The sequence below is a fragment of the Neobacillus sp. DY30 genome (genome assembly GCF_030123065.1).
Lineage (GTDB): Bacteria > Bacillota > Bacilli > Bacillales > Cytobacillaceae > Neobacillus.
Genome location: NZ_CP126093.1, coordinates 2,700,832 through 2,724,031, shown reverse-complemented (window position 1 = coordinate 2,724,031; position 23,200 = coordinate 2,700,832). Strand labels below are relative to the sequence as shown.

Here is a 23,200-nt window from a genome sequence, read left to right as displayed (position 1 = left end):
CACAGTTTTGCAGGGGTATTTTAATAGTTAACAGGCTAAGCCACAAGTACATTTATTTTTTCCAAAAAACAGCGAATAAGCCGAAGGAAATTCCTGATTTACTCGTTGTACCTCTTTTGCAAACTCCTCCTCAGTTTTCGGTACAGAAGCTAGTGAATTCGCCTTTTCCTGGGTATCTATGTTAGCTCCAGGAGGTACAAAGCTGTTTGGTTTCAGATTGACTCCATTGGTAACCACCGCTCCAGAGGAAATAAAGCTTCCTTGCCCAATGATGGCATTATATACGATTGCCTTAAAGCCAATGAATACGTCATCATCTACTCGACACGGACCATGGACCAATGCACCGTGCGCAACAGAAACGCGGTTCCCAATGTATATGGAATACCTTTTATTGTCCTTTTCGAAATACTTATTTTTTAAGCCATGAAGGATTACACCGTCTTGAAGATTACTATTGCTTCCAATATAAAAAGGAGTACCTTCATCCGCCCTGATACTGACGAATGGGCCTACGTAGGTATTCTTTTGAATAGTTACATCACCAACAACATATGTAAAAGGACTTAAAAACGCTTGATTATGAATACTTGGAAACCGAGGATAAGGATTGACCGAAGTTGGCGGGTTATATCCAACATAATAACTATAAAGATTGAGCGGTCCAGTTTGATACCCTTGTTGATACCACAAACTTATCTCCCCTTTCTTTTTGAAATCGTTAATATGTATGTTGGTTATGGTGACATATGTGTTCAATTTATTTCTTTTTTATCACCAAGAAGACGGCAACACTGTTGCCGTCCCTAGTTAAGCGAAATGACTTGCCCCGCTTATTCCTATTAATCCTTATAAGCTAAAGTTGCATGATCGGTTTTTCTAAATGTTAAATACCAAGGTACCCCTAATGGTCCTCCATTTAAAAAAGATGGGACGAGTTCAAAATACAGTTTTGTTTTAACGTCGTAAACTCGTACAGACCCAGTAAATTCTCCGGCAGGTTCACCGGTTTCATTATCAATTGGTCCATTAATCGGTACATACAGGTTTCCATATGGTCCGAACAAGATAGCAGCTGCAAAAGCGCGTGAATCTCCTACACTATAAAGATCAATTTTGTCAATTAATTGTCCCATTCGGTTGAAGATTAATATCTTATCGGTATCGTTCACGTCTGCACGAAAACTTGTAACGTAAAGATTACCATCAGGCCCCCATACTAAACCTTCAGGACGGTGAAGATTGTTTTCTTCGCTGGACGTGATGAATTCTCCAAGATATTCCCCTGTGATCGGATTGAAGCGTAGAACCCAGCCATCTAACCCATTAAATATATTTACAATAGATACATACAGTAAACCGTCATGTGGACCGATGACAACACCGCGCGGAAAGAACGGCGCAAAGAAGGCAGGGTGTAATAGGTTGCCTTGAAATTCTCCGGTGCTCCCTTTGTATTCCCTTAACTCGCCCGGCTGATTGTTTATGTCGAGAAAGTCGGCCACAAACAAGGAGTTGTTGTTCGAGAGGATAATCCCACGGGGTGCAAAAGAAGCAGTAAATCCGACAGAACTGACGAGTTCACCTATTAAAGCTCCCGTTTGACCATTGTATTTTAAGATATTACCGGGTTCATTGACGTCACTTTCAACGTTTTGATTGGAAACAAGAAGATTTCCTTCAGGATTGAATAAAAGTCCGCGTGGACCGTTTAGACCGCCACTGCCAGACGAAACAAATTCGCCTAAGAATTCACCAGTCAACGCATTAAATCTCTTAACGGTGTTATCCAATCCATCACCAATATAAAGAAACTCTTTTCTTAATCCCATAAAACCCCTCCTTTCTAGTAAATGTTTGAGTAAAAAATTTCTCACTCTGTTTAGTCTATGGGGAGAGTACTAAATTGTATGGGACAAACTATCTGATAAAATAGCATATTTCATAGAAATATTACAAAACCAAAACGGATTTAAAGAACACACACTAAAAATACAAAACAACTGCATAAAAGGGATATTTATGTATAAATGGTGCCTGTCACCGAAACAGAGTATCACCACAACTGTCACCTAGAACAGCCAGAGTCCTATTCGGACTCTGGCTGTTTTGGTTTTGTTTCTCCGTTGTTTGTTTGCTGTGGATTGGTTTTGAAGATGTCTTTTGATACGGCGTTTAGTTTGTTTACGAAGCGGTTGAATCCAAATCCGACGAAGAAGGCGAAGCTTATTTGTGCGTAAGGGGTATCTTCGAAGTCAACGAATTCAATTAATAAGATCCCGCTTTGGATTAAGGTGACTGCCACAATTGCTGTACCTGTTGCGAATATCGGGTAGAAAATGTACATAATCCATTCCCTATAGTCGTTTAATTCATCTTTCATGTAATGAGAACAGAACATGTATAAGTGCCGCAATGAGCCTCCAATGGAGCCTGCGAAGAAATAGTATAAAAATATTTTTATGTCATCAATAAATGGCAGTGATTCATCAAGTGCTCCAGTCCATACGATGCCTATTGCTATAAAACTCCCAAAAAACAGCAGCGAAAGATATAGTAAAATACCGGCTTTTAACCAATTATTCACCTAAATCACCCCGCTTTTAATACACCATCCTATGTGGTAAGTGCTGAGGGCGTGATTACTTTTGCTTATATAAGCCTATTAATTGTTATTCACTAAGAGCACAAAAAAAAGGACGTATGTAATACGTCTTTTTTTATAGCAGGTATACTATTATTCAGAAAAACAATTCCGGAACAATCCCTGAAGAGAAAATTACTTCCCCTCCACCACTTCTTTAAATATTTCATAAGAACGTCTTTGTTTCACAGGATCATAAATATACGACACTGCCATAATTTCATCGACACCATAATAGTCTTGGAAGCTTGTCAGCTGTTGCTGGATGGTTTCCTTGCTTCCCAATAAGGTTACGCTTGACATAGATTTTGCCATTTCTTCTTCCATTGGATTCCAAATTCCATCCATACTATCAACAGGCGGCTGCAATGGATTACGTGTACCGCGAACCACGTTTAGGAAAAACTGATGCATGGTGGTTTGCAGGGATTTAGCCTCTTCATCCGTTTCCGCTCCTATCACATTTAAACACACCATCATATATGGTTTATCTAGATACTCAGAAGGCTGGAACCGCTCGCGATAAATTTTAATCGCTTCACCCATGAATTTTGGCGCAAAATGTGAAGCAAATACATATGGCAGACCTAAGCTAGCTGCTAAATAGGCGGAGTCTGTGGATGACCCCAAAATATAAATTGGAACATTGGTATCCACACCCGGATACGCTTTTACATAACCTTGGTGCTCTTCTGGTCCAAAATAAGTTAGCAATGCCTGAACATCCTCTGGAAAGGTATAGACCGAATCATTTTTTGAACGACGCAACGCGTTAGCCGTCATCATATCTGTTCCTGGAGCCCGTCCAAGCCCAAGTTCCACTCGATTTGGATAAATGGTTGCCAATGTGCCGAATTGTTCTGCTACGACAAGCGGGGAATGGTTTGGCAGCATAATTCCACCAGAACCGACCTTGATTGTTTTGGTATGTTCCAATGTATGTTTAATGAGTATGGCTGTAGCTGAACTAACTAGAGTTGGTGAGTTATGGTGTTCAGCAATCCAGTAACGCTCATAGCCCATTGCCTCGGTTGCTTTCGCTAAATCGACCATTTCTTCTATTGCTTGTTGCGATGTCCGTCCTTCACGGATTGGAGCTAGATTTAAGACTGATACAGGTATATTAAAAGTTCCCATTATATTTATTAGTCCTTTCTTTATAAAGGTATGTTTCTATAGTAACAATAGAAAAACAAGAAACAAACTTATATGCTTTGCTAAATAATTCTAAAATTATCCTTTGTTACTTTCATTTATTTGATTCAACACATAATTTCAATTTCCAACTCATCATATCTACTAATTTGGAAGATAATTCCTTAACCTTCATAGACTCCAAATTGTCGTCTCTATGTAAATGAACTGTAATACTATTCTATTTTTTCAACTCATAGTAATAGATTTAAATACATTAAACCAACTTGGAGGACTAGAATAATGAAAAAACTAATTACTTTATTAACACTTGCCACATTACTACTATTTTCTTCCCCCGCTTTTGCTTATACGGTTAAACCTGGAGACACAATGTCAAAAATTGCAAGAGATCATCATTTAACCCTTCAGGAATTAGCTGATGGGAATCCTGAAATTTCCAATTTAAATCTCATTTACCCTGGTCAAGAAGTTCATACAAATAAATCTAGCAGGACAGTCGAACCAAAAATAAAAGAAACTGTGAAACAAACTCTATCAAACCAAGAAATAGATTTGCTTGCACGATTAGTTAGAGCTGAGGCACAAACAGAACCTTTAGAGGGGAAGATTGCCGTCGCTTGTGTCGTTCTTAACAGAGTCGAAAATCATCAATTTCCAAACACCATCAAAGAAGTCATCTATGCTCCTGGTCAATTCCAACCTGTTCAAAATGGTGAAATCAATGAGCCTGCGGATGAGGAGTCATTTCAAGCTGTGAAAGCAGCCCTTTCTAATCAAAGGCAATTGGTTCAGGGAGCATTATTTTTCTACAATCCTGCTATTGCTACCAGCCGTTGGCTTGATTCAAGAACCACCACACATGTAATTGGACAACATGTATTTAAAATGTAATCACATTGTATACCACAGCTTCCAAACCGCATAATAAGTTTGAAGGAGCTGATAATATGACAAATGAGACAGTTATTGAGGAATTAAATACCTTATTAAGAGGTACATATATGGGAATTCGCTCTTTTGAACACTACATTCAAAAGGCTGAAGATGTTGAATTAAAGAAGGTCTTCCAATCTATGCAGCAGGAAGTTAAACTGAATGCTCAAAAATTAGCTGAGCGGATTCAAAATCTTGGCGGTGTCCCATCTGACGATGAAGGCTTCTCTGGTTCCATGCATAGTTTTATGCATAAAGTCATGCTTCCGGATGATACAAAGGAAATGATAGAAGATGCTGTGAAAGGTTTAGATCAATATGGAGTTCAATATTCTGAGGAACTGGTAAGGGGTGACCTTGACCCAGAAAGCAGAAAGCTTGCAGAAGATGTAATTGATACGAGCCGTAGACATGTCGAACAACTGCAACATTTATACCACTAATATCTAATAAAAAAATTGACGTGTGGCATTTCACACGTCAATTTTTCCAGTTTTAATAGTAGCTATTGTTATTCTTAAAACCATATTCTTTTATAGTAATCATACTCATATAAATCGATGTTTTCATCATTATCTTTTGTTGGGGCACACTCTTCGCAAGGTTTTTCTGTCTTGTTATGTTCGCATTGTTCTAATAATAATTCCATGGTAAGTTTCCCCTCCCCTAGTTCTTACTATTATTATAATGTAAACGGTTACATTTGTCTCCTATTATTTACTGGAAAAATAAAAAATTTAGTAGTGATGGTCTTTAAAAATCCCTCACTAATTTACTTTATAGTACTCTTGGGAATGATAACTTCTAAATCCACATGATTCATAGAGCCTTAAGGCATTAGCATTTTTAGCCTCAACCTCAAGAAAAATTGAAAATCCTTTTTCGTCTTCCATTTTTACCACTTTCGAGAGCGCTTTTCTTCCTATCCCTTTACCCTGAAGTCCTGGAAAAACAGCAAATCCATATATCCAGGCTTCACCGTTCATTTCGGAGAGTCGCATTTTCCCAGCAATTTTACCATCTACTTCAATAATTAATCTGATATCGGTTTCAAGTTCTTTCGTTTCCTGCTTATACTGACGTGCTTCTTTTTCATTTAACCCGAAACATTGGACGTCGAGTTGTATCTCGGCTTCTGAGTCATCTCCTGAAATAGAAGGTCGTACTTTTATTGTTTGATCATCAGATAATTCTGAATTCTCCTCCCATTTCATTTGATATTCTATCATCGATAAGGTGCAAGGTATGTTCTTTAAAAACCCCTTTGCTGATTGAGATTCTGTTGGAGCATTTAATAAAATAGTCCTAGCCTCTCGATTTTTTGCTTCCTCAAGTGCTTCTTCAAGGAGCTTGGAAAAAACTCCTTTTCTTCTGTAATCTGGGTGTACCATACCGCAAATTTCTACCTTATTGCCAAAATAATAGCTTCCCAGGAATCCAACTAGCTTCTCAGCTTCATAATGGAAAAAGTCTTCCTTGCGTTTTTCGGATCTACTTTGTAGCATATCATAATTAAGCTTTAGCAGGAGATTTCCTTCTTGCTCACAAATTTCTTGAAGTGTTTTTATATTTTCTAAGTCTTCTTTCGTCAACATTTTTTTGCTCCTCTAATTTCTTTTTCTTTATTGTCTTTTTGTAAATAAGAAATCCAAAGATGTCCTTCTGGAAATTGCTGTTGTAGAGATTGTGATAGCCATGCTTTTTCTTGTGATGTCAGAATAGGTAGCATGGTTTGAAGATCATGAAAATCTTTCTCACGAACCTTGGATGAACCTCCCTTATACAAAAGCTGGATTTCCGATCTTAAATAAGGAATCCCATCATTTGTTCTTACGATTATTTCATTCACTGGCTTCTTGACAGATTTTTCTCTTCGATAAATCCAATTGTTTTCGAAAGTATCTACTAACATTACCTGAAAAGCCCAAGGTGAATCTGAATTTTTACTAACCCAAACATCGGTTGTGTCAGTTAAGAACTCACCCTGTACCCAAGGCATAAGAACGCCGTCTTGAGCTTTATATAATTTCCATTCCCTGCTTAAAAAATCGTACGAAGATTCTTGTTCGTCTCGAAGAATGATTACATCTATATCACTATGTTGCCTGCTTTGTTTACCTAAATGTAAATCTAATGCCCAGCCCCCCGCCAAACACCAAGTAATTGGAAGATCAGTAAAAAGGTCAACTATGTTAGAAACTGTTAATGGCTCCCAATTGTCATAATCTGTTCGCAAAAAATGATCACCTCTATAGTTGGTTTCCATGGAACACTTTTAAAATAAATTCACGTTCAGGGACTTGCAGGGTGTCATAGGATTTTAAAAAGGCAGTGTTATCGTATGCCACTTCTTTCAAACTCACATCTACAACATTATTAATAACGGTAAAAATTGCATAAGGAGCAAGTGGTTTATGGTTACAGCCTAACGATCCAGGATTAAGGTATACTGTATGCTTCCCGGCAAAATAATGAAGCGGATGATGATGGCCGAAACAAATCAAATCAGCCTTTTTATCAAAGAATAATGTCTCCATGTTTTCCGTACTAGGTTCGACAATTGAAGAAAAATGATCCCTGCTTATGTGTTCATTGAGCTTGCTATTTTCTATTTGATAATGAATAAATAGGATGGAATAACCATCTATGGTGACATTCTGCAGCCTAGGCAGCTGCTCTAATTTCGGTATAAAAGACGGGTCTAGTCTATCAACTATCCATTGATGATGTTCTTTTACATGTATATGACTTCGAGGATATTCCTCGCCCTTAGCCAAGGCTAAAATGGCCTCATCATGATTCCCTGTTATCATCGATACATCACTTCTAGAAAAAAGCATTTCTAATACTTCATTGGAATCAGGACCAATGCCAAGCATATCCCCTAAACAATAAATATGGTCAACGTCTCTTCTCTCATCAATTTCTTTTAGTACCGCTTTCAATGCTGGTGCGTTTCCATGAACATCTGTTAGTATCGCAAAACGCGTCATACTATTACTCTCCAATTTAATTAATCTAGCCCCACAAGGTACATAAGCTATTCTTTTTCATTATAATTGGTTTATTCTAAATAATGAAACAAAAAAGTAAGTCTCCAAACAATCTCTTATTGATAAAACTCCATATGTTTTTTCTCTTGTTTATAGTAATCTAATCTGTCCTGTAATGTCCCAGTATGAAATTCAAATTTATGACCGTCTGGATCTGTGAAGTAAATAGATTTTTTATCTTTCCTATCCCTTGAGCGGCCAGGTAAAATGTTGACACCCAATGTCTCTAATTTTTCATACATGGTTTCAAAGTCTTCTTCTTCAATTGAAAATGCAATATGAGTATAGGATTGATGTATTTCATTACGAGGTATATCTTTTTCAACATTTAACGCCAGCCACATTCCATTTAAATTAAAATAAGCCGTGCTCCTCCCCTTGACTAACAACTTTGCTTCAAACACATTTTGATAAAACTCAATCGATTTTTCTAAATCGGATACAGAAAATAAAAAATGATTTAATCCTTTAATCATCTGATTACCTCCTTACTAAAAAAAGGATAGATTTGGAATCTACCCTCCTTTACTAATTTACTTTTCCTGATTATGATTTTCAATACCTTCTTTTTTACCTTTTGTTAATGTTCTGCGATCACTTGCCTTAGGCGGTTCTTCCATCCACCCATTTTCAATCATTAAATTGGCTCCGTCTTCAGCAAATCTAACGAGTTCTAACGTCATTGCCATATATTTTTCTGCAATGTCTGCCCTGGATGTAACACTCAAAGCCGTGCCATAAAAGGCAATTGCAATCTGTGACGACAGTTGGACTTGATACATCATCCACTTATCTGAAAAAGGAGATGTGGTAGAGCTTGTAACATGAGATTGCCAGGATACAGGAGAATTGAGCATTTCCTCACGAAAAATTTTTTCAAAAGCCGCGATATGTTTAGTGGAAATTTCCATGCCCCTATTAATGTATCGTCGGACTTTTTTGGATGCAGCCACTTGGCTAAAACCAACTTTTAATGCAACATGCATATGCATCTTGTTCATATTAAAGGTAATATCCCCTATTTCAATACCAGTTAATGGTCGCCGCTCCCCAAACCAGCCAGTCAAAAAACTATGATGCTTTACAAAGTCAATATTTTCAGGTGCGGGAAGGACTGGCGGCCGCGAGAAAAGCCCTTTAGTGAGAAGTGCTTCGATGTTTTTTTCAAATAGCACCATCGTTTCAGTATTACAGTTAATATAATATTGCCGTAGATCAGCGCGAATAGCAGTACTCACTGAAAGAGAATAACCTGTTAGCCCCTGAAGAGTCATTATGTACATATAGTATAAATAGAAAGGATCTTGGAAGAGACGTGGTGCATGAATGTTTACATCTTCCTCTGTAAAGCCCTTTGGAATTGGATAATTTTCTCCCTCCAAAAACTGCTTCACCTTCTGAACATGTCTTTCTGACAGCTCGAGTGAGTTTTTATAAATCTCGATAATATCTTGGTCTTCCAAGTGTTCAAGCGCGTAACGAATAAAACCAATTGACATGGTTTCAAACATAAATTGAGTCCATAAACTGGATATCTCTGGAGCTGTTAAAGATATTCGAGTTGGTTCCATAACAATCTTCCTTTTGCTTTAATAGGTCTTCCAAGATATTAATCAGACTATTTAGCTGCCAATTCATCACGATCAATGGCTTTTGGAGGCTGTTCCATCCACCCATAATCAATTAAAATATTTGCCCCGTCCTCTACAAATAAAGAAACCTCGGACAGTGCTTTCAAATACATTAAACCAATATCTCTCCGACCGTTTACAGCCATGGAGTTTGCAAATGACCGAATTTTAATTGAGAACATATCCACTTTGTGAAACACCATGAGTCGATCCGAAAATGGTGAAAAAGTGGACGGAGTCACCAAATGGTCAATTTGGGATGGGAACGGTAAATTTTCCTTATGGAGTTTATCTTGAAAATGTTGAACTTCCCTATCGGTAATGGCTTTTCCTCTTATTAAGAATTGTCTCACTTTTTCTTTCTTGGCTACTTGGCTAAAACCAATTAATAGAGCTTTACTCGTAATATTGTTCTCAATATTATCATATAGATGTGTGATTTCCAGTGCATGTAATTGTCGAACATCTCTAAAAAAACCATTCAAATAGTTTTCCTTTTTAATAAAGTCCACTTTTTTAGGAACGGGGATGGTTGGAGGCCTCATGATATACCCTTTTTCAATTAATACATTGTTGAGTTGTCCTAGCAGAATTGTGGTCGTTTCATTACAATGGATAAAAAATTCCCGTATGTCTTCCCTCATTACCAACGGAATTGCAATTCCATATAAACTCATTCCCGCTTTTGCAGCATATTTCAAATAATGCACATAAAATTGGTCTTCAAATAAACGAGGGGCACCGAGATTAACGTCCTCTTGAGTAAATCCTACAGGAATTGGAAAGTCCTCTTTTTTTAAAAACTTCTCAATTGTTTGCATAAAATCAACAGTTAGGGCAAGACCATTCTCCACAAGTGTTTTGACATCCTCATCTTCTACATTCTTTAGAAAATACTGCAAAATCTTATGAGACATGCTATTCCCTACATAGGTAGCCCAAAGCTTTCCCATTTCAACAGCAGTAAATGGGTTTTCTGGAGTTAATTTTTCGGAGCTAATATTAATTGGTTTCATTAAATCCATGTTTAATCCCCTCAACCTTAATTTCCCTTTAGTTTTTTCCAAATTTCGTTATATATTCTCATTTATGTCAATAAATCGGTACATCAAAAAACATGACAAAGAATAATATGATTGGAATGGAGATTATTAATGCTGCTATTGGGTGCTTATTATGTAAAAGCAGTATAAAAAAAACGATTAAGTTGAAAAAAACGGACCATGCCATTGTCCATTGGTGATGATGCTCTATCAAGTCAAGATATCGCAAATTTATGTATTCTACTAGTGAGAATAATGCCACCCAGAAAAGTAACCACAAAACTTTTTTCATAGTCTTATCTGGTAAATTCCCTAAAAAAATTAACACCGTTGCTGGATATGCGACAAACATAATTAATAATGAAATTGTAAGATGATTAGGCAAGATATTTTGTCCAAACATCGTTTCCTTGTACTCCCACATTAGATAATCTTTACAAAGGAAATTATAAAGCAAATCACCAAACCAAAAGAATAAAATGGTGGAATGGTATTTACTCCAGTTCCTCCAATCACCCCACTTCAATCCGGCAATAAGAAACAAGCCATTCAACAATATATGCACCTAATCAGCTCCGTTTTTCTAAATACCCCTATGCTAATTATTTGTTCTGAGATTGAAAAAATTAAGAGACTCGATGTTGCAGTAACCAAATTATTTTAATATAACATATTGTTAACTGGAAATATATTGGATATTCTGCAATTATATAAATATTCATTAGTGTAAAATATGTAAAATAAAAAGCGCTTCTGCATATGACAGAATCGCTTGTAACAAACTATAAAACTTCATAAACGGTTATATTTCCACAAATATTTCAAAAAACAGAAAGTGATTTTTCCGCTTTTCTAATGCTTTCCTTCAAATATATAGGTGTATGGGTATGGTTTAGTATTTCATCTGTCAACATCCAGTATACGTTTTCTATCTCATCTTGACTTTTAGGGTATGTATCTCCTGCAGTATATTCACAAAGAAAAACAATATTAATGACATGATCACCCTTATCTGTTACAAATGATGTGTTGTGTACATATTGCAACTTGTCTTTCACAACTATATTAACTTCTTCCATTATTTCTCGTTTTAATGTACTTTCTAATATATCAGAGGAGTTTCCTTCTTGATCCACTTTCCCACCAACAAGTGAAAGCAACCCTTCAGCATGTTCCTCTTTATTGCTTCTTTCAATAATTAACCACCTATTATCCTTCCTAATCGCACCTTCTACATTGACAATAAACATTTCATTATTTCCCCTCTTATCGCTTTAATATTTCATGAAGCACGCTGCGCCCTAATAATTTCTAGATATTGTACATCACCTAATCCATACTCTTTAAAATTTTCTAAGAGGGAGTATACAAGTTCTTCTTCCGTCATATGCTGGTTCTTTTTTATATACGTCATTAGGTTACTGTCCTCATGAAGATAAGTTAAATACAAATCAATGCTTTTCCTTAAGGGTAATAGATCAATCGTTTCAGGGACCGTTTTATGTATCAATACTTCTACAAAGTGTTCATAATAACCCGCTGCCATTAATGTGTAATTTTCAATGTGTTCAAATTTTTCACCAACAATATGCAGATTAATGGGCATACTGTGACCATTTTTATCGAGCCAAGCAAGAATCGTAAGGATATTGATTTGACAAAACATATCCTCGTCAAACCACAGTTCTATGCGAGAAAAATCCTTGCTAAAGAGCGGCGTTAATGGGTTTAAAGTATAATCGGTATATTGCTCTCGGGTTACATGATGAACTTTTGCTCGTTTTTCGACGAATTCCGGTGTGAATAGTTCTTCTGACGTGTCTCCAAAACACATTGCTTCGTTAAAAGGAACCATCATTTCACCTTGGAGGAAATTCGTCCTTTTAAAAAAATCGTACATCGCTTGCCCATTTAAAATATGTAGTGTTGTTTCTTGAACCAAACCAATCCTGTCCTTTCAATATCCCTTAATTAAGCACTCCTATTTGAACATCCGTTATTGCTCTAATAGTTTTTCCATTACAACTATGCTCACTGGAAAATTATTAGGATTCTTAACCATTTCCTCTTTCGTAACGGTATAACCAATAGACTGATATAAACGCACATTATGAGTCAGGCTGCTTCTAACTTTACATTGTAGTTTATGCATTCCCTCATTTTTAGCAAAATCCTCGAGCCAAGAAAGCATTGATTTTGCAATTCCTCTTCCTCTGGCATAGGGTGGAACAGATACTCTAGAAAAATATAAAGTTTGATCTTTCGTAATAAATCGTAAGGACCCAAGTGGATTCCCATCTATGTAACATATTATAAATTTTTCTAAACCATCACGAAATGAATCCCTTAACGTATCAATCGGTTCATTAATTGCACTTGTAGGAACTTCAAGACATCGATACTCTTCAAATGCCTCCTTCATTAGTTTGTGCGCAATGACAATTTCCGCTTCATTTCCTAGTTTAATCATTTTGTTTTCCCCCATTAAGAAAGAAATTTCTCTTTAAAGATTGGGCTAAGTTCACTCCATACGTCGAATTTATTTCCATCAGGATCATAGAAAACAAAATTTCTTCCGCTATGTCCTCTGTTCTCAATTTCTCCTACTTTAATTTCCTTTTCTATAAACTCCCGATGAATTTCTTCAAGAATATTTAGTCCATTCACTTCGAATGTCATTGAGAAACACTCTTCACCGTAGGAATTATAGAAGTTCGCGCTTTGTTTTTCCTGTGCCCTTACAAGAAAGATACTTTGATTGGCAAAATCCAGTATAGCTTTGTCCTTATCTTTATAGTTTAATACTGCACCTAAATTGGTTACATACCATTCAGATGATAGGTCTACATTACTCACTGGTAAATAAGTAGTACCAACTCTAAGTAATTTTTGTTCCATTCCAGATTCTCCTTTCAATTGAAAAAATGACTTGCTCTGCACCAAAACGCATGACTGTTTCGCTCAGCTCCATGTTTAATTTCTTTAAAGTTTACAAGAAGCTAAGTTAGCACTCTGTGTTTCCGCCACTATTCTTGCGAGGTTAAGTTGAAAAAATGCATAATCTAATATCTTCTTCCTTCCAAGTACCGCCAAGATATTTACGTACTGCTTCATTAAGATAAATTTTTTTGATATCGTAAAAATCTTTTGGTTTTAGTTTGACCAGTTCGCATCTTTCTGTTTTAAGCAAAAGCATTGATCTCCTTTAATACGTATTAATGTTATAGCTCATTTTAATGCAAACTTAGGATGAAATACATAAAAGAAAATATAAAAGAGAAGGTTAGGACACAACCCAAGATTGTTTGATTATGAGTGCTTTTGTCTTCTTTTGTGTTTTTAATAAAAAAAACAAAATTAATAAACAACAATACTCCAAGCAATGATGTTACAAACATAGGAAGAAATAATTCCAGAACAATCTCCTCCCTTTTTTCCCATTTTATATTCTAATTCGCTTTAAAACTGGAATTTTCCTTTTTTCACCATTTAAAGAATAGACAAATGGTATTTAAACTTGGTAAGATGTCTAATAACATAATTCATTAATTGAAAAAGGAGCTACACATAATGTTTTTGAATAAGCTTCAACAAGAGGAGAAGGAAGCGTTTCTTGAGTTAGCCTATTTAATGGCAACCGTTGATGGGAAATTCTCAGTATTTGAAAATCCAGTTATCGCGAAGTATCAAAAGGAAATGGAACTTGAGGATTATAAAATTAAAGGCTTAGCAATAGATGATATTCTTAAAGTTTTTAAAGAAGAACGTTCCAAACATATTGTTCTAACAGAAATCCTTCGCCTCGTCTACTCAGACGGTATTGTTCATGAAACGGAACTTGAGTCCATCGCATTAATTAAAGAGCACTTTGGTTTCGATAAAGATAAATATGCGAATTTCAAGGATTGGATAGAAGGAATAAAGGAACTAGCTAATTATCCGGAACATGAATAGAGAAGAATGAAAAAAGCAACGTTAATGACGTTGCTCTTTCTCATTTTCGACCTTTTCTCATTAAATAAAGACTTTTCTTTATTTCCTTTTCGATACTCTGGAAAAATTTCTCTATCCCTTTGTTTGCTCCTCCACTTATGACGCGCTCTGCAGCACCAGACAGGGCTCCGGTAATGTTCACTTCCGCCTGGATATTAAGTTGTGTGCTTCCTTGATTGTCATTGAAGAGTAAAATCGCCTTACCACTGACCTCCCCTAGATTACCTTTTCCTTTCAGGTGTAGATGGTAATAAACCGGTGCCTTTTCCTTTTCGAGACTAACGTCGAGTGTAAAATTATCTTTTAGTGGTCCTATGTTAATGTCAAATTCAGCTTCATAAAATCCAGTTGTGGTTTGGACAAAGGTCCTGCAGTTTGGAATTGCATTACCAAGAACTCTTTCATCCTTAATGTACTTCCAGACAACCTTATTTGGCAAACCAAACGTATGCTGGTATTCAATTTTCAAAGGATCCCCTCCATTATGAGGTCTTCAAGATAAAATACCTACTTAACTAATATTCAATTCTCAAACGAATATTCAACATTATTTTTGATGTGAAGGGGTTTGTAACTATAAAATAAATACGATGACAGCTTGCCATCGTATTTTAACGATATTCAATTTCTTCGTCAGATCGATATAAAAGATTAGTTCCATTCTAGGATTTCAATACGGTTGCCAAAGGGATCAGCAGTATAAAAACGATTAGCCCCAGGAAGATTTTGATCTTCAATCACTTTTATTCCGTTTTCCGTTAAATGTTTTTTCAATGCTTCAATATTTTCTACCTCAAAAGCAGGATGGGCCTTTTTTGCTGGTGCAAAGGGTTCCTCTACCCCAATATGTATCTGCGTGTTACCATTGCGAAACCAAACTCCGCCCCGCTTTTTCAATTCTTCAGGTTTTTCCATTTCCTCAAATCCTAGAATATCGATAAAAAAACTCCTTGCTGCATCCTCGCAACCTTTTGGACCAGCTAGTTGAATATGATCAATGGCTTTAAAACGATACATAAAGAAACTCCCTTTCAAAAAAGTTTTATAATATATACAATTTTCGCCCACCTCTTGATAAATACCTTCTACTCCGTACAGGAAAACAATTTGCAATTATTCTAAATAGCCCTATAATCAAACTATCTTATGAGGAACTTGGAAAGAGGAACTATTAATGAAATTATTAATTATAGAAGACGATAAACACTTGTCTGAAACAATCCGTGAAACAGTTGGTGAACTGTTTGAAACAGAACAAGCTTATGACGGAGAGGAAGGGTTATTCTTAGCAGAACAGAATATCTTTGATGTCATCATCTTAGATATTATGCTGCCGTATATGAATGGCTATGAAGTTTTAGAAAATCTAAGAAAGAAGAATATAACAACACCAGTTATGATGCTTACCGCAAAAGATGGGATTGATGATAAGATTCTGGGCTTTAAGGTCGGAGCAGATGATTATCTTGTCAAGCCTTTTCATCGAGAGGAGCTTTTATTGCGATTAGAGGTAATGGTGAGAAGGAACGTTCGCACATTTAAAGAAAACGTGATTACCTTCAAGGATCTAAAGCTAAATGTGAAAAATAATACTGCTACCATTCGCGATGAACTTGTAAATTTGAGTGGGAAACAATTCGAGCTGCTTGAGTACTTAATTAACAATAAAAATACGATTCTCACAAAAGAACAAATCTTCGACCGAATTTGGGGTTTTGAATCTGATACCAGTGCAACCGTTGTTGAGGTGTACGCAAGTAAATTACGAAAAAACTTAAAAAAATTCAACTATGATCAATTTATAAAAACCTTCCGGGGATTAGGCTACATGCTTACGGACAATGGTGAAGGAAATGTTTAAAAATAAGATTTTCAGAAAACAACAATTAAAATACATGGTTCTTAATCTTATATCTTTTACGGTGATTTTTACCATTTTCGGCTTGATTATTTTTAGTCAGGTTCAACATACCTTATTCACCAAGACAGATGAGGAACTGCTAATGATCAAGGAACGGATGGTCAATGATACGCCAAATGATACGCGAATCCCTCCCCCAAATGATAAGGGCTCACGTCAAAATGAACGGCCGAAAAACCCGCGAATTATGGTCATTAAGTGGAATGAAAATGATAAGATTGTTAATCAAGACGAAATCGGCACTTTATTTTATGATGACTATTTGGAAGAATATAAACTTGATAAAACGAACCTTAATAACATAACCAATACGGATGTGAATAATTTGTATCCGTTTCGCTATCTTTTATTTGAAGATGCCAATGATAACGATGAGGTGGCATATATTCAGCTTATGATCAATATAGATGCGGAGCAAAATATCCTAAATAATTTTAGTAAACTCCTCATCCTTTGTTCATCCATCTTTATCTTACTATCGATTTCTGCCTCCTATTTTTTATCAAAAAAGATGATGAAACCGATTATTCATTCCTGGAACAAGCAAGCTGAGTTTGTTGAAAATGCCTCTCATGAGTTAAGAACCCCATTAACGATTATACAAAATAAGTTAGAGTTAATGCTGACCACACCTCATGAAAAAATAGCAAACAAATTTGAAAATATTGCCTTAAGCCTTTCAGAAACTAGAAGACTATCGAAGCTTACGACAGACCTGTTGACGTTAGCAAGGGCAGATTCAGCGGAAACACAGCTCGAGAAAAAAAACTTACATGTTGATAGCTTTGTACAAAGCGTATGTACACCTTATATCGAAATAGCTGAATCACAGGATAAACATTTCTGGCTAAAACTAAATTGCGACATGATGATGAATGCCGATGAAACCCGTTTTCATCAACTGCTCGTGATTTTGCTCGATAATGCATTAAAGTACACAGGCGAACATGACAGTATCGGAGTAAAAACCTATGAACAGGATCATAAAGTTGTGCTGGAGATAAGTGATACGGGTATTGGGATCAAAGATGAAAATATTCCGTACATCTTTGACCGTTTTTACCGTGAAGACAAGGCACGTACAAGAGAATCAGGCGGAATTGGGTTAGGTCTCTCGATTGCCCAATGGATTGTTTCCGCCCATGGTGGAAGTATTAAAGTCAGCCCCAATGAAACTGCAGGCACGACATTTAAAATAAAACTACCCATGTAAATCAACGATATAAAAATAGCCGAACTCAGAAAGAGTTCGGCTATTTTTATTAGATTTCTGGTATGCATACTTTAAGTGTATCTAATTATTACCAGTTGAAACCATTGTATGTATTTTTCCCCTGTCTCTATAAAATTTTACACCCCTTCTTCTTTTAAGGTTTGTTTAAGGTTGAACAAACATAATAGGTTTCAAGAAGTTGTTTAACAGATTGGAGAGAGAAACGTGAAGGCGATGAGCTTAAATAGTGTAAAGGGCCGGAGAGAATTAAAGCATGAAATCACATCGTTAGATTGCTACCTACTTCGAAATAAATTAAAGCATGTTATGAAACATGACCCTCATGCGAAAAACAATGGAAAGTACTTAATACGAAATGTCTACTTCGATAACTTTGATAATAAGGTTTTATCGCAGAAGAAAGAAGGTTTACTTGATCGAGATAAGTTTAGAGTCAGATTGTATGATTACAACATGGAGTATCTTAATCTTGAAAAAAAGAGCAAACGTGATAATTTAACCTTTAAACAAAAATGCCGTTTAACCCCAGAGGAAAATGAACGAATTCGCTTCGGTGACATTGATTGGATGGAAAATGACACAAGACCGCTTATTAGGGACCTTTATGTCCAAATGAAACTCTATCAATTAAAACCAATGACGGTTGTCGACTATGAACGTGAAGTGTTCATTTATGAATATGGTAACGTCCGGGTCACATTTGATAGCTGCATTAAAACAAGTTTTCGAAATAATGATCTTTTAAATCCAGATTTAGCAATGGTTGAAACCACTCCCGGTGTCGTGGTTCTTGAGGTGAAATTTGATGAGTATTTACCTGAGATCATCAAACAATTACTACAAGTCATCGATCGACGAAAAGGCGGCTATTCAAAATATCAGTATAGCAGGATGTTTGGTTAGTACAATAATTGGAGGAATTATAAATGGAAAGTTTAAATTTTAAGGACATTTTCAAATCGAGTTTTTTAGAAAAAACAAGCAGTTTTTCGATAGTAGATTCATTGATTGGCTTATTAGCCGCTTTTGCGTTAGGTTTATTCATTTATTATGTCTATAAAAAAACTTTCACCGGTGTTATTTATTCTCATACCTTTAATATTTCGTTAATTATCATGGCGATGGCAACTGCCCTAATTATCATGGGAATCTCATCAAATGCGTTGTTATCACTGGGGATGGTAGGGGCATTATCGATCGTTCGTTTCCGAACTCCTATTAAAGACCCAATGGACATTGTCTATATCTTCTGGGCAATTGTTGCCGGCATTTTGTGTGGGGCTGGTTTTGTTCCTCTTGCAATAATTGGATCCATTTTTATAGGAACAGTCTTAATTGTATTTATTAACAAAATAAAGATTGAAAACCCATATTTATTAGTTGTAAGATACAGCAGCACATCGATTGAAAAATCACTGGAACATGTCATTGCTGGACATGCTTTAAAGCATTCCCTTAAATCAAAGTCAGCTATGCCAGGTAATGATCTTGAAGTGACCTATGAAATAAGAGTCAAAGATCATGACCTAGATTTTATTAATAATATTTCTAGCATGGAGGATGTTAAATCAGCCATCATGCTATGCTATGACGGCAACTTTACAGCTTAATGTTTATTGAATTAAAAATCGAATATGCAATATCAAACGCTTAGAGAATTATTGCTCTGAGCGTTGATTTATGTTATTTAAATTTACAATTCTTAATTTTTCAACACCAGTTTCACACACGATACACCATACATAGACTATAGATGACTTTTAAAATTATTTATCTAGGGAGATGACTGTATTTTGTATAACCCTTACCAATACAATCCTTATCACTTTAATCAACCTCAGCAATATAACCCAAACCTAAATAAACACACGGTATTAAGAACTGTCGAGCCTTTTGTGCAGTATGGATTACATGAAGCAAAACACACATCTTTTGCACATGCATTACGAGAGGTTGCAGCAATTACCTACCTTATGGGTATGGGATATGATCCTAAAATGGCCCACAGGATAGTTGAATCTTGGGAAATCAACGAGGTATTTTATCCAGGGCAAAGATTTAATTCCTAACCTTGCGAACGATAATATAAAAGACCAAATCGGATGTGATTTGGTCTTTCAACTAATAAATACACATTGTGTTATACCGTATACCTCAGCATTGTTCAAAATCTCTATTGGCACAGGTTGGGTCAAAGACAACCTTTTAAACGACCAAATAACTTTTATTCATCGTCATCGTCATCGTCTTCATCGTCTTCTTCGTCTTTATCTTTATTTTTACCTTTATCTTTATTTTTATCTTTTTTCTTTTCTTTTTCTTTTTCTTTTTCCTTTTCCTGCTCTTTCCTTGCTTTTTCCTCTTCTTCTTTTATCTTTTTTATTTCATTTTTGTATTTTTTCTCAATACCTGATAATGCAAATTTCTCATCAGAAAGCTCTGATTTTGCTTTCGATAATATTTCTTTAAAAATAACTGGTGTGGTTCCACTGCTTGATGTACCTAAGTAGTGAGTTTCATCCGTCTGGTCATATCCCAGCCATACCGCCCCGACAACGTTAGGCGTATAACCAACAAACCAGTGATCCTTTGTCCCCGCTTCGTTGGCAAAAGGCAGCTGTGTAGATCCTGTTTTACCTGCAATATCAAAGCCTTCTATGAAGGCCTTCTTCCCAGTACCCTCTTCCACGACACCTTTTAGCATGTAGGTGATTTTTTGCGCTATTTCAGGTTCAGTCACTTTCGTTGATTTGTTTTTCCACTTCGCAATCACCTTTCCATCGGCATCTTCTATTTTTTGAATAGAGTGCGCCTCTGCCATGGTTCCATCATTCGCAAATGCCGTGTAAGCTTGTGCCATCAATAATGGGGAAGTTCCTTCATGCATGCCGCCAAGCGCTATTCCAAGAGAAAAATCTTCATCTTGTAAAGTGATACCAAAACGCTTCACTGATTTCGTCCCCTGTTCCAGACCTATTTCATTTAATAACCAAACAGGAGGGACATTGTACGAATTCACTACAGCGTCATACATTGTTACCTCTCCTCGATATTTCTTATCAAAATTCTTTGGCTGGTAACCTCCAATATTAAGCGGCCTGTCTTGTAATAGATCAAAGACTTCGTAGCCTTTTTCTAATGCAGGTGTATATACCGCAAGAGGTTTCATGGTCGATCCAGGCTGTCTAACTAATTGTGTAGCCCTGTTAAAACCAAGCAGAGTATGTTCCCCTCTTCCCCCTACAAGAGCTTGAATCCCTCCATTTTCAGGATTAATGAAGATTGCACCGCTCTGGAGAAGCTGATCGTTTTGACTAGCGGGAAAAAGATTCTCATTCAGATAAACTTCTTCTGTCGCCTTCTGGAAGGTTGGATTTAATTCAGTATAAATATGAAGTCCACCTGAAAGAACTTCGTTTTTTGTAAGCTTATATTTCGTCATTGCTTCTTCAATAATGTGGTCGACATAATATGGATATTTTCCATCATACTTATCTTCCACATTCTCCTCATTCAACACCACAGGCTGTTCTTTAGCCTTTTGTACATCTTGTGCACTTATATATCCTTCCTGCTCCATCAAAGATAAAACAAGATCTCTGCGCTCCATTGATTTTTCCATATTCTTAAATGGTGAGAGTATGGAGGGTGCTTTAATTAATCCAGCGAGTGTCGCGGACTCACTTAAGGTTAATTCACTTGCCTCTTTACCAAAGTAAGTTTTAGCAGCCCTTTGAATCCCCCAGGCACCTTCACCGAAATAAATCTGATTTAAGTATCTCTCCATAATCTCGTCTTTGGAGTAGGTACGTTCTATTTTTTTCGTTATGATTAGTTCTTTTACCTTTCTTGTATAGGTCCGTTCATGTGTTAAAAATGCATTTTTGGCCAGCTGCTGTGTAACCGTACTCCCACCTGCAACAATATCTCCACTTACCATATTTTTAAAGAAAGCCTTCATAATTCCAAAATAATTTATGCCCTTATGCTTGTAAAATCGTTGATCTTCAGTAGCAACTACAGCATGAACCATATCTTCTGAAATCTGCTTAATGCTGACTCCTTCTATGCTAGAATTGGAAATCTTACTCGCAATCTCCCCATTTTGATCGTAAATAATAGTTGGCTGAGGCGCTGGCTTATTTAATTTACTAACATCACTGCTCCAGATAAAGATATTTATTACAAGTAAACCACATAAGGCTGTAATAACTCCTGCTATTATCATCTTCTTTATTAAATCTTTTTTTAAAAACTTACTCCAATCCCATTGTTTAGACGCTCTTCTTTGCTGTCTTTGTTCCATTCGTCCCACGTCTTACCCACCTTTATTTCTACTAACTTACATTATCATTTTACATATTACTCTATTTTAAAACGAAATTTATGAAAGTTAATGAGAAATAAGCCTTACATTCTATAGGCCTAAACTATCATTATATGAAAAGAGAGCATACCAATTATAATTGGCATGCTCTTATTCGTTTCCTTATTGTGATTGTTCTGTTGTGGGTGGTGTCTGGCTTCCATCAGGCATTTCTCCGTTTGGTGGTGCTTGGCCGCGATCAGGTCTTTGACCTCCCCCTCGCATACCTCCGCCTCCAGGACCGCCGCTGCTGCCGGTTGTCACACCGGATTCATTGAGCCATGTTACAGAGTCTGATATCGTAAATTCTACTACTTTTGTACCATCTTTGTAGTCTCCATCACGGTAAAGACCATTTGCCTCTTTACCTGTCGACGTTCCTCCTGAATAAAGCGTATAGTCCTTATCCTTTTCGAGGATTGGTGAACTGATAAATACAGCCTGATAATCCTTCTCCGGTGCAAAGGTTGCTACTGTGTTTCCATCGCTGTCTTCAACATGCAGGAGTGTACCTGCTGCTTGTGTATCAGGATAGGTCATTACGATGGCGTTCTGGGTCGATTGTTCTGAAGTAGCCTGTAACATTCCTGCACTACCTGCTGCTATCAGGAATCCACCTGTCATTTCAAAACTTTGATCGTAATCAAGTGAACCATTGCCATTGTTGGTTGGACCATTAACTAAAACCGTACCAGCAGTCATTTGTATCGAACCATTTGAATCGAGTCCGTCACCTGCTGCATTAACGGTAACACTTCCACCTGAGATTGATAATAAATTGTCTTGTGTTTCAGTGGATTGGAAATCCATTCCTGAACCATCATTTCCGCAGCCAACATTAATACCATCGTCACTTGCGGTAACATCAATTTCACCATCGGCTATACTTATGACTTTACTTTCAATTCCTTCATAGCTTTTGGTAATGTTTATTTTTCCGCCTTTCGTTTGAACCGCTTTGTCTCCATGGACCCCATCATCTCCAGAGGCAATGGTGAATTCACCGCCTGTAATCGTAACACTGTTGTTGCTGTGTAAGGCATCATCAGAGGAATCAATCTTAAAGCTACCCCCGCCGACCGCAACATCTACTGTTGCTTTTAATCCTTTTGCACTTTCAGTTTCTGTTTCAGTAATGGTTGGGGTTGTAGTTTCATTGCTAGGTGGTCTCATATCATTGCCTTTAGTAGCAATCGTTTCAGGACTTCCACCACCAGAAGAAAT

29 protein-coding genes are annotated in these 23,200 nt (G+C 36.6%); 8 read left to right on the top strand and 21 right to left on the bottom strand.

Annotated features, from left to right (window positions below):
* Positions 1 to 27 precede the first annotated feature (27 nt).
* The 4 genes from QNH29_RS13095 to QNH29_RS13080 all read right to left on the bottom strand — a co-directional run bounded on the left by QNH29_RS13095 (position 28) and on the right by QNH29_RS13080 (position 3,781).
* The gene (locus tag QNH29_RS13095) at positions 28 to 693 is read right to left on the bottom strand and encodes an LbetaH domain-containing protein (RefSeq protein ID WP_283865189.1); all 666 of its coding nucleotides are present in this window, start codon (positions 691 to 693) and stop codon (positions 28 to 30) included.
* 149 nt (positions 694 to 842) lie between these two features.
* Positions 843 to 1,832: an NHL repeat-containing protein gene (locus tag QNH29_RS13090; protein WP_283865188.1), complete on the bottom strand. Its 990-nt coding sequence runs from the start codon at positions 1,830 to 1,832 to the stop codon at positions 843 to 845.
* A 257-nt stretch (positions 1,833 to 2,089) separates the two neighbouring features.
* Positions 2,090 to 2,587, bottom strand: a complete 498-nt coding sequence (locus QNH29_RS13085; protein WP_283865187.1) for a hypothetical protein — start codon at positions 2,585 to 2,587, stop codon at positions 2,090 to 2,092.
* A 192-nt stretch (positions 2,588 to 2,779) separates the two neighbouring features.
* Positions 2,780 to 3,781 (bottom strand): LLM class flavin-dependent oxidoreductase, encoded by a 1,002-nt coding sequence (locus QNH29_RS13080; protein ID WP_283865186.1) that lies wholly within the window; start codon positions 3,779 to 3,781, stop codon positions 2,780 to 2,782.
* A 300-nt stretch (positions 3,782 to 4,081) separates the two neighbouring features.
* Here QNH29_RS13080 and QNH29_RS13075 point away from each other — a divergent pair, with 300 nt between their 5' ends.
* Positions 4,082 to 4,693: a cell wall hydrolase gene (locus QNH29_RS13075; RefSeq protein ID WP_283865185.1), complete on the top strand. Its 612-nt coding sequence runs from the start codon at positions 4,082 to 4,084 to the stop codon at positions 4,691 to 4,693.
* A gap of 56 nt (positions 4,694 to 4,749) precedes the next feature.
* Positions 4,750 to 5,178: a DUF2383 domain-containing protein gene (locus tag QNH29_RS13070; RefSeq protein ID WP_283865184.1), complete on the top strand. Its 429-nt coding sequence runs from the start codon at positions 4,750 to 4,752 to the stop codon at positions 5,176 to 5,178.
* A 74-nt stretch (positions 5,179 to 5,252) separates the two neighbouring features.
* Here the strand turns inward: QNH29_RS13070 and QNH29_RS13065 are convergent, their stop codons facing one another.
* From QNH29_RS13065 to QNH29_RS13005, 13 genes are all read right to left on the bottom strand, one after another.
* Positions 5,253 to 5,384 (bottom strand): hypothetical protein, encoded by a 132-nt coding sequence (locus tag QNH29_RS13065; RefSeq protein ID WP_283865183.1) that lies wholly within the window; start codon positions 5,382 to 5,384, stop codon positions 5,253 to 5,255.
* A gap of 118 nt (positions 5,385 to 5,502) precedes the next feature.
* Entirely contained in the window at positions 5,503 to 6,330 is an 828-nt protein-coding gene (locus QNH29_RS13060) for a GNAT family N-acetyltransferase (protein ID WP_283865182.1), read from the bottom strand.
* Complete coding sequence (locus QNH29_RS13055; protein ID WP_283865181.1) at positions 6,324 to 7,001, bottom strand: nucleotidyltransferase domain-containing protein; 678 nt, start codon at positions 6,999 to 7,001, stop codon at positions 6,324 to 6,326. Before QNH29_RS13055 ends, QNH29_RS13060 begins: the two co-directional genes overlap by 7 nt.
* The gene (locus tag QNH29_RS13050) at positions 6,985 to 7,728 is read right to left on the bottom strand and encodes a metallophosphoesterase family protein (RefSeq protein ID WP_283865180.1); all 744 of its coding nucleotides are present in this window, start codon (positions 7,726 to 7,728) and stop codon (positions 6,985 to 6,987) included. Before QNH29_RS13050 ends, QNH29_RS13055 begins: the two co-directional genes overlap by 17 nt.
* 116 nt (positions 7,729 to 7,844) lie before the next feature.
* On the bottom strand, positions 7,845 to 8,264 hold the full coding sequence (fosM, locus tag QNH29_RS13045) for a FosM family fosfomycin resistance protein (protein WP_283865179.1): 420 nt from the start codon (positions 8,262 to 8,264) through the stop codon (positions 7,845 to 7,847).
* 57 nt (positions 8,265 to 8,321) lie between these two features.
* Positions 8,322 to 9,359: a DUF3231 family protein gene (locus QNH29_RS13040; RefSeq protein WP_283865178.1), complete on the bottom strand. Its 1,038-nt coding sequence runs from the start codon at positions 9,357 to 9,359 to the stop codon at positions 8,322 to 8,324.
* 47 nt (positions 9,360 to 9,406) lie between these two features.
* Positions 9,407 to 10,444, bottom strand: coding sequence for a DUF3231 family protein (locus tag QNH29_RS13035; RefSeq protein ID WP_283865177.1), 1,038 nt, complete (start codon positions 10,442 to 10,444; stop codon positions 9,407 to 9,409).
* Positions 10,445 to 10,511: 67 nt separating this feature from the next.
* Complete coding sequence (locus QNH29_RS13030; RefSeq protein WP_283865176.1) at positions 10,512 to 11,015, bottom strand: CBO0543 family protein; 504 nt, start codon at positions 11,013 to 11,015, stop codon at positions 10,512 to 10,514.
* A 268-nt stretch (positions 11,016 to 11,283) separates the two neighbouring features.
* A complete protein-coding gene (locus QNH29_RS13025; RefSeq protein WP_283865175.1) occupies positions 11,284 to 11,712 on the bottom strand; it encodes an NUDIX hydrolase in 429 nt (142 codons plus the stop codon).
* 32 nt (positions 11,713 to 11,744) lie between these two features.
* Positions 11,745 to 12,404 carry an AraC family transcriptional regulator gene (locus QNH29_RS13020; protein ID WP_283865174.1) on the bottom strand — a complete coding sequence of 220 codons (660 nt, stop codon included), beginning with the start codon at positions 12,402 to 12,404 and terminating at the stop codon, positions 11,745 to 11,747.
* 54 nt (positions 12,405 to 12,458) lie between these two features.
* Complete coding sequence (locus QNH29_RS13015) at positions 12,459 to 12,932, bottom strand: GNAT family N-acetyltransferase (RefSeq protein ID WP_283865173.1); 474 nt, start codon at positions 12,930 to 12,932, stop codon at positions 12,459 to 12,461.
* A gap of 14 nt (positions 12,933 to 12,946) precedes the next feature.
* The gene (locus QNH29_RS13010) at positions 12,947 to 13,360 is read right to left on the bottom strand and encodes a VOC family protein (protein WP_283865172.1); all 414 of its coding nucleotides are present in this window, start codon (positions 13,358 to 13,360) and stop codon (positions 12,947 to 12,949) included.
* 142 nt (positions 13,361 to 13,502) lie between these two features.
* The gene (locus QNH29_RS13005; RefSeq protein ID WP_283865171.1) at positions 13,503 to 13,652 is read right to left on the bottom strand and encodes a hypothetical protein; all 150 of its coding nucleotides are present in this window, start codon (positions 13,650 to 13,652) and stop codon (positions 13,503 to 13,505) included.
* 380 nt (positions 13,653 to 14,032) lie between these two features.
* Here QNH29_RS13005 and QNH29_RS13000 point away from each other — a divergent pair, with 380 nt between their 5' ends.
* Positions 14,033 to 14,416: a hypothetical protein gene (locus QNH29_RS13000; protein ID WP_283865170.1), complete on the top strand. Its 384-nt coding sequence runs from the start codon at positions 14,033 to 14,035 to the stop codon at positions 14,414 to 14,416.
* Between the two features lie 40 nt (positions 14,417 to 14,456).
* Here the strand turns inward: QNH29_RS13000 and QNH29_RS12995 are convergent, their stop codons facing one another.
* On the bottom strand, positions 14,457 to 14,924 hold the full coding sequence (locus QNH29_RS12995) for an SRPBCC family protein (protein ID WP_283865169.1): 468 nt from the start codon (positions 14,922 to 14,924) through the stop codon (positions 14,457 to 14,459).
* Positions 14,925 to 15,106: 182 nt separating this feature from the next.
* Entirely contained in the window at positions 15,107 to 15,472 is a 366-nt protein-coding gene (locus QNH29_RS12990) for a VOC family protein (protein WP_283865168.1), read from the bottom strand.
* Positions 15,473 to 15,629: 157 nt separating this feature from the next.
* On the opposite strand from QNH29_RS12990, the gene QNH29_RS12985 reads away from it, so the two are divergent.
* The 5 genes from QNH29_RS12985 (at position 15,630) to QNH29_RS12965 (ending at position 19,679) form a co-directional block, all read left to right on the top strand.
* A complete protein-coding gene (locus tag QNH29_RS12985; RefSeq protein WP_283865167.1) occupies positions 15,630 to 16,316 on the top strand; it encodes a response regulator transcription factor in 687 nt (228 codons plus the stop codon).
* Complete coding sequence (locus QNH29_RS12980; RefSeq protein WP_283865166.1) at positions 16,297 to 17,589, top strand: sensor histidine kinase; 1,293 nt, start codon at positions 16,297 to 16,299, stop codon at positions 17,587 to 17,589. Before QNH29_RS12985 ends, QNH29_RS12980 begins: the two co-directional genes overlap by 20 nt.
* 234 nt (positions 17,590 to 17,823) lie before the next feature.
* Entirely contained in the window at positions 17,824 to 18,513 is a 690-nt protein-coding gene (locus QNH29_RS12975) for a polyphosphate polymerase domain-containing protein (RefSeq protein WP_481858830.1), read from the top strand.
* 23 nt (positions 18,514 to 18,536) lie between these two features.
* On the top strand, positions 18,537 to 19,220 hold the full coding sequence (locus QNH29_RS12970) for a DUF4956 domain-containing protein (protein WP_283865164.1): 684 nt from the start codon (positions 18,537 to 18,539) through the stop codon (positions 19,218 to 19,220).
* 183 nt (positions 19,221 to 19,403) lie between these two features.
* Positions 19,404 to 19,679: a hypothetical protein gene (locus QNH29_RS12965; protein WP_283865163.1), complete on the top strand. Its 276-nt coding sequence runs from the start codon at positions 19,404 to 19,406 to the stop codon at positions 19,677 to 19,679.
* 155 nt (positions 19,680 to 19,834) lie between these two features.
* On the opposite strand, the gene QNH29_RS12960 is transcribed toward QNH29_RS12965, so the two are convergent.
* Entirely contained in the window at positions 19,835 to 21,916 is a 2,082-nt protein-coding gene (locus tag QNH29_RS12960) for a transglycosylase domain-containing protein (protein WP_283865627.1), read from the bottom strand.
* Positions 21,917 to 22,099: 183 nt separating this feature from the next.
* Complete coding sequence (locus QNH29_RS12955; RefSeq protein WP_283865626.1) at positions 22,100 to 23,149, bottom strand: carbohydrate-binding domain-containing protein; 1,050 nt, start codon at positions 23,147 to 23,149, stop codon at positions 22,100 to 22,102.
* Between the last annotated feature and the right edge of the window lie 51 nt (positions 23,150 to 23,200).

What these genes read in the sequence shown, in the direction of transcription:
- fosM (WP_283865179.1), bottom strand. Translation starts at nt 8,264, where the DNA reads ATGATTAAAGGATTAAATCATTTTTTATTTTCTGTATCCGATTTAGAA.
- QNH29_RS12960 (WP_283865627.1), bottom strand. Translation starts at nt 21,916, where the DNA reads ATGGAACAAAGACAGCAAAGAAGAGCGTCTAAACAATGGGATTGGAGT.
- QNH29_RS13090 (WP_283865188.1), bottom strand. Translation starts at nt 1,832, where the DNA reads ATGGGATTAAGAAAAGAGTTTCTTTATATTGGTGATGGATTGGATAAC.
- QNH29_RS12955 (WP_283865626.1), bottom strand. Translation starts at nt 23,149, where the DNA reads ATGAGACCACCTAGCAATGAAACTACAACCCCAACCATTACTGAAACA.
- QNH29_RS13000 (WP_283865170.1), top strand. Translation starts at nt 14,033, where the DNA reads ATGTTTTTGAATAAGCTTCAACAAGAGGAGAAGGAAGCGTTTCTTGAG.
- QNH29_RS12975 (WP_481858830.1), top strand. Translation starts at nt 17,824, where the DNA reads ATGAGCTTAAATAGTGTAAAGGGCCGGAGAGAATTAAAGCATGAAATC.
- QNH29_RS13010 (WP_283865172.1), bottom strand. Translation starts at nt 13,360, where the DNA reads ATGGAACAAAAATTACTTAGAGTTGGTACTACTTATTTACCAGTGAGT.
- QNH29_RS13080 (WP_283865186.1), bottom strand. Translation starts at nt 3,781, where the DNA reads ATGGGAACTTTTAATATACCTGTATCAGTCTTAAATCTAGCTCCAATC.
- QNH29_RS13070 (WP_283865184.1), top strand. Translation starts at nt 4,750, where the DNA reads ATGACAAATGAGACAGTTATTGAGGAATTAAATACCTTATTAAGAGGT.
- QNH29_RS13035 (WP_283865177.1), bottom strand. Translation starts at nt 10,444, where the DNA reads ATGGATTTAATGAAACCAATTAATATTAGCTCCGAAAAATTAACTCCA.
- QNH29_RS13075 (WP_283865185.1), top strand. Translation starts at nt 4,082, where the DNA reads ATGAAAAAACTAATTACTTTATTAACACTTGCCACATTACTACTATTT.
- QNH29_RS12970 (WP_283865164.1), top strand. Translation starts at nt 18,537, where the DNA reads ATGGAAAGTTTAAATTTTAAGGACATTTTCAAATCGAGTTTTTTAGAA.
- QNH29_RS12990 (WP_283865168.1), bottom strand. Translation starts at nt 15,472, where the DNA reads ATGTATCGTTTTAAAGCCATTGATCATATTCAACTAGCTGGTCCAAAA.
- QNH29_RS13040 (WP_283865178.1), bottom strand. Translation starts at nt 9,359, where the DNA reads ATGGAACCAACTCGAATATCTTTAACAGCTCCAGAGATATCCAGTTTA.
- QNH29_RS12985 (WP_283865167.1), top strand. Translation starts at nt 15,630, where the DNA reads ATGAAATTATTAATTATAGAAGACGATAAACACTTGTCTGAAACAATC.
- QNH29_RS13015 (WP_283865173.1), bottom strand. Translation starts at nt 12,932, where the DNA reads ATGATTAAACTAGGAAATGAAGCGGAAATTGTCATTGCGCACAAACTA.
- QNH29_RS13065 (WP_283865183.1), bottom strand. Translation starts at nt 5,384, where the DNA reads ATGGAATTATTATTAGAACAATGCGAACATAACAAGACAGAAAAACCT.
- QNH29_RS13025 (WP_283865175.1), bottom strand. Translation starts at nt 11,712, where the DNA reads ATGTTTATTGTCAATGTAGAAGGTGCGATTAGGAAGGATAATAGGTGG.
- QNH29_RS13060 (WP_283865182.1), bottom strand. Translation starts at nt 6,330, where the DNA reads ATGTTGACGAAAGAAGACTTAGAAAATATAAAAACACTTCAAGAAATT.
- QNH29_RS12980 (WP_283865166.1), top strand. Translation starts at nt 16,297, where the DNA reads ATGGTGAAGGAAATGTTTAAAAATAAGATTTTCAGAAAACAACAATTA.
- QNH29_RS13050 (WP_283865180.1), bottom strand. Translation starts at nt 7,728, where the DNA reads ATGACGCGTTTTGCGATACTAACAGATGTTCATGGAAACGCACCAGCA.
- QNH29_RS13055 (WP_283865181.1), bottom strand. Translation starts at nt 7,001, where the DNA reads ATGGAAACCAACTATAGAGGTGATCATTTTTTGCGAACAGATTATGAC.